Origin of the sequence: Azonexus sp. IMCC34842, assembly GCF_050368855.1 — a bacterium.
Lineage (GTDB): Bacteria > Pseudomonadota > Gammaproteobacteria > Burkholderiales > Rhodocyclaceae > Azonexus > Azonexus denitrificans_A.
Genome location: NZ_CP178449.1, coordinates 776120 through 789250, shown reverse-complemented (window position 1 = coordinate 789250; position 13131 = coordinate 776120). Strand labels below are relative to the sequence as shown.

12 protein-coding genes are annotated in these 13131 nt (G+C 61.9%); 1 reads left to right on the top strand and 11 read right to left on the bottom strand.

Annotated elements, in window-relative coordinates; translation table 11 throughout:
* Positions 1–74: 74 nt before the first annotated feature.
* The 11 genes from ACLIKD_RS03675 to ACLIKD_RS03625 form a co-directional block, all read right to left on the bottom strand.
* Positions 75–683 carry a LuxR C-terminal-related transcriptional regulator gene (locus ACLIKD_RS03675; RefSeq protein WP_428827208.1) on the bottom strand — a complete coding sequence of 203 codons (609 nt, stop codon included), beginning with the start codon at positions 681–683 and terminating at the stop codon, positions 75–77.
* Positions 683–2098 carry an HlyD family type I secretion periplasmic adaptor subunit gene (locus ACLIKD_RS03670; RefSeq protein ID WP_428827207.1) on the bottom strand — a complete coding sequence of 472 codons (1416 nt, stop codon included), beginning with the start codon at positions 2096–2098 and terminating at the stop codon, positions 683–685. Before ACLIKD_RS03670 ends, ACLIKD_RS03675 begins: the two co-directional genes overlap by 1 nt.
* On the bottom strand, positions 2095–4260 hold the full coding sequence (locus ACLIKD_RS03665; protein ID WP_428827206.1) for a type I secretion system permease/ATPase: 2166 nt from the start codon (positions 4258–4260) through the stop codon (positions 2095–2097). Before ACLIKD_RS03665 ends, ACLIKD_RS03670 begins: the two co-directional genes overlap by 4 nt.
* A gap of 113 nt (positions 4261–4373) precedes the next feature.
* The gene (locus ACLIKD_RS03660; protein WP_226472669.1) at positions 4374–6446 is read right to left on the bottom strand and encodes a sodium-translocating pyrophosphatase; all 2073 of its coding nucleotides are present in this window, start codon (positions 6444–6446) and stop codon (positions 4374–4376) included.
* A gap of 24 nt (positions 6447–6470) precedes the next feature.
* Positions 6471–7730 carry a 6-phosphofructokinase gene (locus ACLIKD_RS03655; protein WP_428827205.1) on the bottom strand — a complete coding sequence of 420 codons (1260 nt, stop codon included), beginning with the start codon at positions 7728–7730 and terminating at the stop codon, positions 6471–6473.
* 10 nt (positions 7731–7740) lie between these two features.
* Positions 7741–8394, bottom strand: a complete 654-nt coding sequence (gene adk / locus ACLIKD_RS03650) for an adenylate kinase (protein WP_226418907.1) — start codon at positions 8392–8394, stop codon at positions 7741–7743.
* A 98-nt stretch (positions 8395–8492) separates the two neighbouring features.
* A complete protein-coding gene (kdsB, locus tag ACLIKD_RS03645; protein ID WP_428827204.1) occupies positions 8493–9266 on the bottom strand; it encodes a 3-deoxy-manno-octulosonate cytidylyltransferase in 774 nt (257 codons plus the stop codon).
* A complete protein-coding gene (locus tag ACLIKD_RS03640; RefSeq protein ID WP_428827203.1) occupies positions 9266–9442 on the bottom strand; it encodes a Trm112 family protein in 177 nt (58 codons plus the stop codon). Before ACLIKD_RS03640 ends, kdsB begins: the two co-directional genes overlap by 1 nt.
* Entirely contained in the window at positions 9423–10433 is a 1011-nt protein-coding gene (gene lpxK, locus ACLIKD_RS03635) for a tetraacyldisaccharide 4'-kinase (protein ID WP_428827202.1), read from the bottom strand. The genes ACLIKD_RS03640 and lpxK overlap by 20 nt, the downstream gene beginning before the upstream one ends.
* Positions 10433–10849 (bottom strand): ExbD/TolR family protein, encoded by a 417-nt coding sequence (locus tag ACLIKD_RS03630; RefSeq protein ID WP_226418903.1) that lies wholly within the window; start codon positions 10847–10849, stop codon positions 10433–10435. Before ACLIKD_RS03630 ends, lpxK begins: the two co-directional genes overlap by 1 nt.
* A 3-nt stretch (positions 10850–10852) precedes the next feature.
* Positions 10853–11458, bottom strand: a complete 606-nt coding sequence (locus ACLIKD_RS03625) for a MotA/TolQ/ExbB proton channel family protein (protein WP_428827201.1) — start codon at positions 11456–11458, stop codon at positions 10853–10855.
* 294 nt (positions 11459–11752) lie between these two features.
* Between ACLIKD_RS03625 and xseA the strand changes: the two genes are divergently transcribed.
* Entirely contained in the window at positions 11753–13105 is a 1353-nt protein-coding gene (gene xseA / locus ACLIKD_RS03620; RefSeq protein ID WP_428827200.1) for an exodeoxyribonuclease VII large subunit, read from the top strand.
* The last annotated feature ends 26 nt before the right edge of the window (positions 13106–13131 follow it).

Below are 13131 nucleotides of genomic sequence, written 5' to 3'. Positions count from 1 at the left end.
GGGACTGGAGGGCTATTGCACCAAAGTACAGTTCGCCACGGCAGCGTGAAATACCTCACGCCGGCCAGCCATGCTCAGCTGTTTATTTTCAGCGAAAGCTGGAGGCGATCGCGCAGACCGAGTTTTTCGAAAATCGAGGTCAAATGCGCCTTGACCGTTCTTTCCGAGATCGACAGCTGGCTGGCGATTTCCTTGTTGCTGGCCCCGCCGGCAACCTGTTGCGCAACCTGGGTTTCGCGCTCGGAAAGCAGTGCTGCCCAATCGTCATTTCTGGCGTCGCCGGCGCGCTGACCGAGGAGACGGGCGGTACTCCCAACCAGCCGCTGCAACAGCGACTGCCCGATCCACAATCCACCATTGCCGACGACGATGGCGACCTGCTTCAGCACCTCAGGCGCCGCGTGGGTGTTGCAACAACCCGCCGCACCGGCGCTCAAAGCCTGCATCACCAGGCCCTCATCCGGCTCGTCGCAAAGCAGTACCAGATGCTGCCGCTCGGCCAGGCCAAGCCTGGGCAGTACCGCGCCGATCACTTCGCCGGCCCGCAGCCGAAACCACAGGATGCCCGGCTGGCTGGCCGGAATGCCGTGCACCTCGGCGCGTGCCAGCAATTTTGCCGCCGGCATTGCCTCCAGCCAGGTGGCAACCGGCCGCGTGCCGCTATCGCATATCCAGTGCTGCATCAGCGCTCCGTCATGGCGACGCTCTTGGCGCGCAGTACCGGTTTCAACAGATAGGCCAGGACGCTTTTCTTGCCGGTCAGGATATCGACTTCGGCGATCATCCCGGGAATGATCGGCAGATTGGCGTCGCCAAAGCCGGGCCGGTTGGTTCTGACCCGAACTGTGTAAAAGGCATTGCCCTTGTCGTCGGTGACGGTATCAGCGCCGATATGCTCGAGCGTGCCCTCCAGCCCGCCGTAGATCGAGAAATCGTAGGCGGTGAATTTGACCATGGCCGGCTGGCCCGGACGCAGGAAGGCGATGTCGCGCGGCTGAACGCGCGCTTCCAGCAACAAGGCATCCTCCAGCGGCACGATCTCGATCATGTCCTTGCCCGGCTGCACCACCCCGCCAACGGTATTGACCAGCAGACGCTTGACCGTGCCCTTGACCGGCGAACGGATCGACGACTGCTTGACCCGGTCGGACAGTGCAACGCCGCCCTCGGTCAGGCTGTTCAGCTTGGCCACCGTTTCCGAAAGCTCCTTGCCGGCGTCGTTGCGGAAGCTCAGCTCGACCTCTTCGATCTTGCGATGCGCCTCGTTGATCGCCGCCTGGACGCGGGTTATCTGCGCCGAAGCCATGTCACGCTCGCCCCGGTAACGGGATACGTCGCGCTCCAGGCGTAACAGTTCGACTTCTGAGACGGCGCCGGAATTGATCAAGGGCCGGGTCACCGTCAATTCCCGGGAAGTCAGGTCGTAGCCTTGGGCCGCCTGGGCCCGCCTGGCCTGCGCCTCGTTCAGTTCTTGCTGACGCTGGGCAAGCTGCTGGCGGGCAATGGACACCGCGGCATTCATTTCGTCCCGCTTGGCCTCGTAAAGCTGCAGTTCCTGCTGGACGATTTCCGGCGCCCCCTTGGCGACCTCGGCCGGCGGAATGAAGGCCTTGCCGTCGGACAAGGCCTTCAGGCGGGCCGCCCGGGCCATCAGGCCGAGGGATTGCGACTGGTTTTCCTTGACTGACGAGGCGAAGCGCGTTTCATCGATCTTGATCAGCAACTGGTTGGCCTGAACGATATCGCCTTCGCGCACGAGAATTTCCGAAACCAGGCCACCATCGATGCTCTGCAGCACCTGCAACTGGCGCGATGGAATCACCTTGCCCTCGCCGCGCGTCACCTCGTCGAGCTGCGCCACGGCGGCCCAGAGCACGAAGATCGCGAAGACGATGCCGATCGAGCGCAACAACACGCGGGCCCGCAACGGCTCCTGGCGCAGCATGGCCAGATCGGCGTCGGTGGCGAAATCGACCGCTTCGATTTCTTCCCGGCTCGGCAAACGCCCGAGAATCCGCTCGACCCGCGGCGCATTCCTTTCGGCGACCCGTTCCAGCCAGCCATGCACGGCGGCCAGCATCGACTTCAGGCGACTCATGATGCCCTCCCGACCCGGCCGCTCTGCAGGGCCTGGATGACCTGATCGCGCGGACCGTCAGCAACGATGCGGCCATCGTCCACGACGATCACGCGACTGGCCAGATCGAGCAGGCTGTTCCGGTGCGTGACGATGAGCACGGTTTTGTGGGCGGCAGTCGCCTTCAGACGCTGCTTGAACTGTTGTTCGGACGAAAAATCCATCGCGCTGGTCGGTTCGTCGAGCAGCAAGATCGGCGGATCCATCAGCAGCGCACGAGCAATAGCGACGCCCTGACGCTGTCCACCGGACAGCGATTCGCCGCGCTCGCCGATCATCATCTCGAAGCCGTCCGGATGGCGATTGACGAAGTCGCTCAGGCCGGCCGCTTCGGCTGCGGCGAGGATGGTCGCATCGTCGGCATAGGGGGCGCCAATCGCGATGTTGTCGCGCAAGGTGCCGTAAAACAGCGTGACATCCTGGGCGACGTAGCCGATATTGCGCCGCAGATCGGCCGGATCCAGCTGGCGCAGATCGACGCCGTCGATCGTCACCGCCCCGCCGGTTGGCTGGTAGAGACCGAGCAGCAGCTTCTGCAGCGTGGTCTTGCCGGAGCCGATGCGGCCGATCACCACCACTTTCTCGCCGGCCGCGATCTTGCAGCTGAAACCCTTGAGCGCCGTCACCGAACAGTTCGGGTAAGAAAACTCGACGTCGCGAAACTCGATATTGCCCTTCAGCTCGGGGCGATGGACAAAAGCCGCATCGGCCGGCCGCTCGACCGGCCTGGTCATCACCTGTTCCAGCGAGGCCAGAGACACCTTGGCGTTGTGATACTGCATCAGCAGACCGACCATCTGGCCAAGCGGGGCAACCGCCCGCGAGGTCAGCATGGTGCAGGCGATCAGGCCGCCCATGCTGAGCCGGCCGTCGCCGATCAGGTACACCCCGGCGATGACCACCACGACATTGACCAGTTGCTGGATTTCCATGGCGCCGTTGGTCGCGGCGGCCGACAGAAAACGCATCTGGTTATTGACCCGGGAAACGAAAGCGACCGATTTCTCCCACTTCGACTGCATCACGCTTTCCGCACCCTGGGTCTTGATCGTTTCCAGCGCGGTCAGACTCTCGATCAGCGTCGCGTTGCGCAGGGCGCCCGCCCGATAGGTCGTTTCCGACAGTTCGTGCATCTTGTGCTGCAGGATATAGGCGTAGATCGCCACGGCGACGATGGCGAGCAAGACCGGAATGACCAGTTGCCAGGCAATGATGGCAATGACGAAGACGAAGAGAAAGGCAAACGGCAGGTCGATAAAGGCAGTGACCGAAGCCGAGGTGATGAAATCGCGCACCGATTCGAAAGAGCGCAGATTGGCGGCGAACGCCCCGACCGCCGCCGGCCGCGACTCCATGCGGACGCCCAGCACCCGTTCCATGATCGTCGCCGACAGTTGCATGTCGATGCGCGCACTGGCCAGATCGATGAAATAGCCGCGCAAGGAACGCAGCATCATGTCGATGCCGATCAGCAGCACGACGCCGAGACCGAGCACCCACAGCGTCTCGAGGGCACGATTCGGAATGACCCGGTCGTACACATTCATCGTGAACAGCGGCATGGCCAGAGCCATGACGTTGATCAGCAGGGCGGCTCCGAGGACATCACGGTAAACCTGCCACTGGTCGGACAAGGCGCCCCAGAACCAGTGACGGAGCTTGATCTCGCCGACCTGCGGCGTCCGTTTGTCGAACCGGAAATGTGGCCGGGAAAAAATCGCGACCCCGGTGTAACGGCTAGCCAGCGCCGCACGCGACAACAGGACGGAACCCTGCCCGGTTTCCGGGAAAAGAAGCCGGGCGTTTTCGCCCGATTCGTCCCAACCGAGCAGGACGCAGGCCTCTTCGCCCTTGAGCAGCAGAATGGCGGGCAGCAGCACCGCGTCGATGCGATCCAGCGCACGCCTGACCAGTTTGGCGGAAAGACCGGCCCGACTGGCCGCCCGACCGAACAACGACGGGGTCAGCGCGCCTTTTTCGAGGGGCAGTCCGGCGACCAGCGCGGCGCGGGTGCTTGGCCGGCCATGGATGCGGGTGAGTTCGACCAGGCAGTCGAGCAGTGGGTCATGGTGCAAAACATCCTCCCGCACCCCGGAATTGCCTGCCTCAGCCAGGCTGCTCATATCCTCCACCATGCCGCTGCTCTACGCTTCTGATTTGGCCAAAAAACGGAGTCTAAAGAAATCAAAATAAAAAAGGCGGTCGAAACCGCCTTTTTCAATTGGAGTGTGAAATTTCACACCATTAACGGCACGATCAGGAGCGCTACCAGGTTGATGATCTTGATCAACGGATTGACCGCCGGCCCCGCCGTATCCTTGTAGGGATCGCCAACGGTGTCGCCGGTCACAGCAGCTTTATGTGCATCCGAGCCTTTTCCGCCGAAATGTCCATCTTCGATGTATTTCTTGGCGTTATCCCAGGCCCCGCCGCCCGTCGTCATCGAAATGGCGACGAACAGCCCGGTGACGATGGTCCCGACCAGCAGACCACCCAGCGCCACCGGGCCGAGAAGCAGACCAACGACGATGGGCACGGCGACCGGCAGAATCGACGGGATCATCATTTCCTTGATGGCCGCCACGGTCAGCATATCGACAGCCTTGGAATAATCCGGCTTGGCCGTGCCTTCCATGATGCCGGGGATTTCCTTGAACTGGCGACGCACTTCGACGACCACGGCACCAGCCGAACGGCCAACTGCTTCCATCGCCATCGCGCCAAACAGGTAGGGAATCAGACCGCCGATGATCAGACCGATGATCACCATGTGGTTCGACAGGTCGAAGGTAAAGGGCAAGCCCGTGGTTTTGTCGAGGCCGAGCGCATGCGTGTAATCGGCGAAGAGCACCAGCGCGGCCAGACCGGCCGAACCGATAGCATAGCCCTTGGTCACCGCCTTGGTGGTGTTGCCCACCGCATCGAGTGGATCGGTGACATTGCGCACCTCCTCGGGCAAACCGGCCATTTCGGCGATACCACCGGCATTGTCGGTAATCGGACCATAGGCATCGAGGGCGACGACGATACCGGCCATCGACAGCATCGAGGTGGCAGCGATGGCGATACCGAACAGCCCGCCCAGTGCATAGGCGGCGTAGATCGAGGCGCAAACCGAAAGCACCGGCAGCGCCGTCGACTTCATCGACACGCCGAGACCGGCGATGATGTTGGTCCCGTGCCCGGTGGTCGAGGCTTCGGCAACATGCTTGACCGGCGCATAATCGGTACCGGTGTAGTACTCGGTAATCCAGACCAGCGCGGCAGTCAGCACCAGGCCAACGAGAGAACAACCGAACATCGTTGCCGTGTTGATCGTCGAGCCATCCGGCAGCACCGCCCCGGCGCCGATCAGCCAGGAAGTCACCGGATAGTAGGCAGCCAGCGCCAGCACCCCGGCGACGATCAGGCCGCGATAAAGAGCGCCCATGATCTTGCCGCCCTCGGTGGCCTTGACGAAATAGCAACCGATGATCGAGGCGATGATCGAGACACCGCCCAGGGCCAGCGGATAGAGCAACAAGTTTTCACCCAGCGCCGGCGTCGCCTTAATCGTCAACGCCGCCAGGACCATGGTCGCAACCACGGTCACGGCGTAGGTTTCGAACAGGTCGGCCGCCATGCCGGCGCAGTCACCGACGTTGTCGCCGACGTTGTCGGCGATCACCGCCGGATTGCGCGGGTCGTCTTCCGGAATACCGGCTTCAACCTTGCCGACCAGGTCGGCACCGACGTCGGCGCCCTTGGTAAAGATGCCACCACCCAAACGGGCGAAGATGGAAATCAGCGAGGAACCGAAGGCCAAACCAACCAGCGGCTCGATGACATGACTCAATTCGGCACCCGGTGCATTAACCGACTTGAGGAAGACAAAGTAGCCGGCCACGCCGAGCAGCCCGAGCCCGACCACCAGCATCCCGGTAATCGCGCCACCCTTGAAGGCGACATCGAGCGCCGCCGCAATGCCACCGCGGGCGGCTTCTGCCGTCCGCACATTGGCGCGCACCGAAACGTTCATGCCGATGAACCCGGCCGCCCCCGACAGCACGGCGCCGATCAGAAAGCCGATGGCCGTCAGCCAGCCCAGCTTGGGCACGAAGCCAATGACCAGGAAGAGAACAATGCCGACCATGGCGATGGTTTTGTACTGTCGGCTGAGATAAGCCTCGGCGCCTTCCTGGATCGCCTTGGCGATCTCCTGCATGCGGTCGTTGCCGGCCGGTAACGCGAGAATCTGTCGACTGGAAACCCAGCCATAAAGTACTGCCAAAACGGCGCACCCAAGCGCCAACCACAACGCTTCAGACATATTCACCCTCCCTTGGCTAAAAAATCAAACCTTGAACGCGCCCAGTTTTTTTGTGACGGTCACGTTCTTCAGACGAACATAATCAGGTAGCCCGTTGCGATACGGCGGCGGATCCTCGCCTTCGATCAGCGGCTGCAAATAGGCGCGGCAGGCATCGGTAATGTGAAAACCGTCGGCCGAAATGAATTCAGCCGGCATCTTGCGTTCGACGTTGGCGATATCCTTCAGCGGTGCATCGCCGATTTCCCAGCGGTAGGGCTTGTCCGAAAGGCGTTTGATGGTGGCCATCACCGCATTCTTGCCCTGCAGGGCGAGATCGACCGCCGCCACACCCAGTGCATGCGCCTGCTCGACATCGGTCCGCGAAGCGAGATGGCGGGCCGAGCGCTGCAGATAGTCGGCCAGCGCCCAGTGATACTTGTAGCCGAGCCTGTCCTTGATCAGTTGGGCAACGATCTGACCAACGCCGCCCAACTGCGAATGACCGAAGGCATCCTTGCTGCCGGACTCGGCAATCAGCTTGCCCGCGGCATCCGACAAGCCCTCGGAGACGGCAACGGTGCAATAACCGTAGCGCTTGACGCATTCGTCCGCCCGCGCCAGGAAACGCTCGGGATCGAAAGGCACTTCGGGGAACAGCAGAATGTGCGGCGGTTCGCCGGCATTCTCGGCAGCCAGCCCGCAGGCGGCGGTGATCCAGCCAGCATGACGGCCCATCACTTCAAGAACGAAAATCTTGGTCGAAGTGCGGGCCATCGAGGCCACGTCATAGCCCGCTTCGCGGCTCGAAGTGGCGACATATTTGGCGACCGAACCGAAACCGGGGCAGCAATCGGTCAACGGCAGATCGTTATCGACGGTCTTGGGAACGCCGACGCAAACCACCGGGTAACCCATTTTTTCGGCGATCTGCGACACCTTCCAGGCGGTGTCCATCGAATCGTTGCCGCCGTTGTAGAAGAAGTAACCGATGTCGTGCGCCTTGAATACCTCGATCAGGCGTTCGTACTGGGCACGATGCTCGTCCACGCTTTTCAGTTTGTAGCGGCAGGAACCGAAGGCGCCGCCCGGCGTAGAACGCAGACGGGCAATATCGGCGTCGGATTCGAGGCTGGTGTCGATCAGGTCTTCCGTCAGCGCACCGATGATGCCATCGCGACCGGCCAGCACTTTCCCGATTTTATCGGGATGGCGGCGCGCTTCCTGGATGAGGCCGCACGCCGTCGCATTGATGACGGCGGTGACGCCCCCCGACTGCGCGTAGAAGGCGTTTTTCACCGTCATTTTCCTTCTCCTATTTCAGCGCGTCAAAAACGCTCTTGGTGATGCCATCGACGCTGCCGACGCCAGCCACCTTGCGCACTTTCGGTGCCTTGGCATCGCCGGCGGCCGCCCACTGGCTGTAGAAATCGACCAGCGGCTTGGTCTGCGAATGGTAGATTTCCAGACGCTTGAGGACCGTTTCTTCCTTGTCGTCGTCGCGCTGGACCAGATCTTCACCGGTCACATCGTCCTTGCCAGCCACCTTCGGCGGGTTGAACTTGACGTGATAGGTGCGACCGGAAGCCAGGTGAGCCCGGCGACCCGCCATGCGTTCGACGATATCGCTGTCCGGCACATCGATTTCGAGCACGAAATCGAGCGGAACGCCGGCATCCTTCATTGCCTGAGCCTGCGGAATGGTGCGCGGAAAACCGTCGAACAGGTAACCGTTCTTGCAGTCGTCCTGGGTCAGGCGGTCCTTGACCATTCCGATGATCACGGCATCGGGCACCAGGCCGCCGGCATCCATGTGTTTCTTCGCTTCCAGACCAAGCGGCGTACCGGCCTTGACCTGGGCGCGCAGCATATCGCCTGTGGAAATTTGCGGGATGCCGAATTCTTTAGAGATGAATGTGGCTTGCGTACCCTTGCCGGCGCCGGGTGCGCCCAACAGAATCAATTTCATTAACAGTCCCTCGGATTTAACTATCGAAAAATATTATTATCGGCTTCGAAAAGCCTTGTTGGCAGCCGTTCTCTAAAAGAGAAAAATTACTCGCTATTTCAAACTCGGTCAAACAGTTTGCGCATCCGCTCAGCATCTTCGGGGGTATCGACCCCCGCTGCCGGCGCCGCGTCGATCAGCGCGACACTGATCCGATAGCCATGCCAAAGCGCCCGCAATTGCTCGAGCGATTCGAACTGCTCGGTCGGCGCTACGCTCAATCCGGCATAAGCCTTCAAAAAGCTGGCCCGATAGGCATAAAGCCCGACGTGGCGATAGGCCGGAAAACCGGCCGGCAAGGTCTCGCCGCCATTTTCGCGGGCGAAGTGATCGCGGGCATATGGAATCGGCGCCCGCGAAAAGTAAGCGGCATCGCCATCGGCGCGACAGACCACCTTGACGACGTTCGGATTGAAGAAATCGCCGGCCTCGGTGATCGGATGCGCCACCGTCGCGATGTCGGCGCCACTGGTCGCCAGTTGCCGGGCCGTCTGGATGATGATTTCCGGATCGATCAGCGGCTCATCGCCCTGCACATTGACGACGATGGTCTCGCCACTCCAGCCACGCTGTTCGACCACTTCGGCCAGGCGATCGGTACCGGTCGGATGGTCGGCCCGCGTCATTAGCGCGGCGACTTCATAAGCCTCGGCCGCGGCACGCACTTCCAGGTTGTCGGTCGCCACCCATATCTCTTCCGCCCCGGCAAGCCGGGCCCGCTCGGCGACCCGGACGATCATCGGCTTGCCGCCGAGATCGAGCAGCGGCTTGCCCGGCAAGCGGGTCGACGCGTAGCGCGCCGGGATGACGATCTTGAAGGCCAGAGCAGACATTACTGACCGTCCGCCGACAGTTGTCTCGCCTCGTCCTCAAGCATGATCGGAATGTCGTCGCGAATAGGGAAGGCCAGTTTGCACGGCTTGCAGACCAATTCCTTTTCGGCTTTGCGGTGTTCGAGATTGCCCTTGCAAATCGGGCAGACGAGGATATCAAGCAGCCTGGCGTCCATGGAGTTTCTCCAGAATAAGTTCAATGAGGGCCGGCGACAGCTCGGCCTCGACGGGCAAAACCCAGGTTTCGCCTGCCGTCAGACCGGCGCATTTTACTGCATCCTTCTCGGTCATCAGCAGGATGCCGTCACCGGCGAAAGCCAGATCGGCAGCCGAATAGGCGTGATGATCGGGAAACGGGTGTTCTTCGCAAGCCAGTCCCAGGCCTGCCAGGGTGCGGAAAAATCGCCCCGGGTCGCCAATCCCGGCAAGGGCGTAGAGCTTTCGTCCGACCAAGGACCCGGCGCCGCAGGTCTGCCGGGAATCGTCAAGCCGGTAGAAATTTTCAGCCCGCAGGCGCATGGCGAACTGCGTCACCGCTTCGGCAATCCGGCTGTCAGGCAAGCCATTGCAGACAACGGCGTCGACCGTCGCCAGACGGCTCAAGGATTCGCGCAACGGCCCGAGCGGCAAACGCCAGCCGTTGCCGGCGCCCCGACCGTCGAAGACGGCCAGCTCGACATCGCGTGCCAGCCGGTAATGCTGCAGACCATCGTCGCACAGCACGATATTCACTTCGGGATGCGCGGCCAGCAAGGCTTGGCCAGCCGCCACCCGATCACGTCCGACCCAGACCGGCCGGCCGCTGCGGCGGGCCAGCAGAATCGGCTCGTCGCCGACTTCGGCGGGCGACGAAGTCGGCAGCACCGGACGGGCTTGCGCGTTGCTGGCGCCGTACCCCCGGCTGACGATGCCCGGTCGCCAGCCGCCAGCGCTCAACTGGCCGGCCAGCCAGATGGTCAGCGGCGTCTTGCCGGCGCCCCCGACGGTGATATTGCCAACCACGACGACCGGCACCGGCAAGCGCACCGGCCGGGCCTGCCGACGATTCACCCAGGCGAGAAAAACGAACAGCCCGGCGAGCGGCAAAAGCAGCGGCAGCAAAAGCCACAACGCCGGCGAAAGCCGGCGTTGCTCAAACCATTGACGCTGCAGCCAGCCTGCCAGCATCAGCGTGGCGCTTGGGTGGCGAACGAAATATGCGGGTAGCCAGCGGTCTGCGCCGCCTGCATGACATCAACCACGCTCTGGTGCGTCGCCTTGGCATCGGCATTGATGACGATCACCGGATCGGCGCGCGTCCCGGCGGCCCGCTGCAGGGCTTCGGAAATCCCCTTGACGTCGGTGGCGGCCAACGGCGACTTATTGACGAGAATCTGACCGGAGGCCGTTACCGCCACATCGATCTCGTTCGGCTGTTCCGCCTGCTTGCTGGCGTCCGCCGTCGGCAGGTTGATTTCCAGACCGGAGAATTTCGAATAGGTCGTCGTCAGCATCAGAAAAATGATGATGACCAGCAACACGTCGATCATCGGGATCAAATTGATTTCCGGCTCTTCCCGGCTACGCCCACGCTGGAAATTCATGGCTTACTTCCGGTCACCATGCATGTATTCGACAAGACGGACCGCCTGCTGCTCCATCTCCACCACGTAGCCATCGACCAGCGCGCGGAAATGCCGCCAGAAGATCATGCTCGGAATGGCAATGAAGATACCGAAACCGGTGTTGTAGAGCGCCATCGCGATGCCGTGTGCCAGTTGCTGCGGATTACCGCCGGTCGGGGCCTGCGAACCGAAAATCTCGATCATCCCGACAACCGTGCCAAAAAGCCCCATCAGCGGGCTGATCGAAGCGATGGTGCCGAGCGTCGTCAGATAGCGGCTCAACTCGTGAGCAACCGCCGCGCCGGCTTCCTCGATCGATTCCTTCATGATCTCGCGGGAATTGCCAACGTTGCGCAAGCCGGCCGACAACACGCGGCCGAGCGGCGAATGGCGCTCCAGATCGTCGAGCAGCTTGTCGTTATTGGCACCGCGCTTGAATTCGCCGACCGAGCGCTGGAGCAGGCCATGCGGCACGACCTTGCTCCGCCGCAAGGCAACCAGGCGTTCGATAATCAGGGCAACGGAAATGATGGAGGCCAAAAGCAGAGGCCAGATGGGCCAACCGGCAGCCTGAACGATTGCAAACACGTGGGGAATCCTCGCTGGAAATTTAACCCGGGATTTTGCCTCGCCTGAGTAACAGGGGCAAGCGACAATTTGCCGCAGCAAAATCCGGGCGTATACCGCTTATCCCCAAAAGCTGTGGATAAGTCTGTGAATGACTTGTCATCAACTGCGCTAAACCCAGCCCGGCAAAGGATTTTTCTTGCTCTGCCAAAAAACAAGGCAACTAGTTTAAATCTATAATAATCAATAACTTGAAAAATTCACGCCGTGTCAAGGCCACGCCCACCAAGGAGGCCTTCGGGTTACAATCGGCCGATGGTCAGCCCTATACCACCTGTCAATAATTCCATACTCTCCGTCTCCGCCCTGAACCGTCTGGTTCGCGAATGCCTGGAGAGCGCCTTTCCGCTCACCTGGATTGGCGGCGAAATTTCCAACCTGACATACGCGGCGTCGGGTCACGTCTATTTTTCACTGAAGGATGCCAGCGCCCAGGTGCGCTGCGTCATGTGGCGCAGCCGGGCACAACTGCTCGGCTGGCGCCTGGAAAACGGCCAGAAGATCGAAGCGCGCGTCCTCGTCTCGTTTTACGAACCGCGCGGCGAATTCCAGCTGAATGTCGAAGCCATTCGCCGGGCCGGCCAGGGCGACCTGTTCGAGCGCTTCCTGCGCCTCAAGGCCCAACTGGAAAGCGAAGGCCTGTTTGCCGCGGAAAACAAGCGACCACTGCCCGACTTCCCCCGCCATCTGGCCATCGTCACCAGTCTGCAGGCTGCGGCACTGCGTGATGTCCTGAGCACACTCCACCGCCGGGCGCCGCATCTGCGCCTGACGCTCTTCCCCTGCCCGGTTCAGGGCGAAGGAGCCGGCGAAAAGATTGCCGCCGCACTGGCCCAGGGCAACGCCCTGGACTGCGACGCCATCATCCTCTGTCGCGGTGGCGGCAGCATTGAAGACCTCTGGGCCTTCAACGAGGAGTGCGTCGCCCGGGCCATTCGCGCCTCGACCATCCCGGTCATTACCGGTGTCGGGCACGAAACCGATTTCACCATTGCCGACTTCGCGGCCGACCTGCGCGCCCCGACCCCGACCGCCGCAGCCGAATTGGTCAGCCCCGACCGCGACGCCCTGCTCGCCCGGCTGGACGGGCTGCAAAGCCAGTTATTCCGGCGCCTGGAACGCTCTTTGGCCGAACGCCAGCAGCGCCTCGACTGGCTCGCCACCCGACTGCTTCACCCGGCCGAGCGTATCGCCCAGCGCAAGCTCGACCTTCAGGCGCTTACCCATCGTCTGCACCACGCGCTGCGCTACCGGAGCGAAGCCGGCCAGCTGCGCCTGAACATTTTCCGGCAACGCCTCAACGCCGCCCGGCCGCAGCCGCGCAAGCAGGGCGAACACCTTACACACCTGCACTACCGCTTGAATCATCTGACCCACTGGCAAATTTCCCAGCATGCGGCGAAACTTAATTCCCTGACCAGTGGTCTCAGCCAACTTGACCCGAGCGCAGTACTCGCCCGGGGTTATGCTCTGGCCATTGACCGGAACGGGCGCGCCGTTCGCGACGCTACCGCCTTGACTCCCGGCGAGATGCTCCGCCTGAGCTTTGCCCGGGGAGCGGCCAGCGTCGTCGTCGATAAAGTTGTCGCACCGCCCGAAGCTGACTAGAATTTTTGATTTACCCCTCAATACAA

Excerpts from the sequence above, each read along its gene's own strand:
- ACLIKD_RS03675 (WP_428827208.1), bottom strand. The coding sequence starts at position 683 with ATGCAGCACTGGATATGCGATAGCGGCACGCGGCCGGTTGCCACCTGG.
- ACLIKD_RS03670 (WP_428827207.1), bottom strand. The coding sequence starts at position 2,098 with ATGAGTCGCCTGAAGTCGATGCTGGCCGCCGTGCATGGCTGGCTGGAA.
- ACLIKD_RS03665 (WP_428827206.1), bottom strand. The coding sequence starts at position 4,260 with ATGAGCAGCCTGGCTGAGGCAGGCAATTCCGGGGTGCGGGAGGATGTT.
- ACLIKD_RS03660 (WP_226472669.1), bottom strand. The coding sequence starts at position 6,446 with ATGTCTGAAGCGTTGTGGTTGGCGCTTGGGTGCGCCGTTTTGGCAGTA.
- ACLIKD_RS03655 (WP_428827205.1), bottom strand. The coding sequence starts at position 7,730 with ATGACGGTGAAAAACGCCTTCTACGCGCAGTCGGGGGGCGTCACCGCC.
- adk (WP_226418907.1), bottom strand. The coding sequence starts at position 8,394 with ATGAAATTGATTCTGTTGGGCGCACCCGGCGCCGGCAAGGGTACGCAA.
- kdsB (WP_428827204.1), bottom strand. The coding sequence starts at position 9,266 with ATGTCTGCTCTGGCCTTCAAGATCGTCATCCCGGCGCGCTACGCGTCG.
- ACLIKD_RS03640 (WP_428827203.1), bottom strand. The coding sequence starts at position 9,442 with ATGGACGCCAGGCTGCTTGATATCCTCGTCTGCCCGATTTGCAAGGGC.
- lpxK (WP_428827202.1), bottom strand. The coding sequence starts at position 10,433 with ATGCTGGCAGGCTGGCTGCAGCGTCAATGGTTTGAGCAACGCCGGCTT.
- ACLIKD_RS03630 (WP_226418903.1), bottom strand. The coding sequence starts at position 10,849 with ATGAATTTCCAGCGTGGGCGTAGCCGGGAAGAGCCGGAAATCAATTTG.
- xseA (WP_428827200.1), top strand. The coding sequence starts at position 11,753 with ATGGTCAGCCCTATACCACCTGTCAATAATTCCATACTCTCCGTCTCC.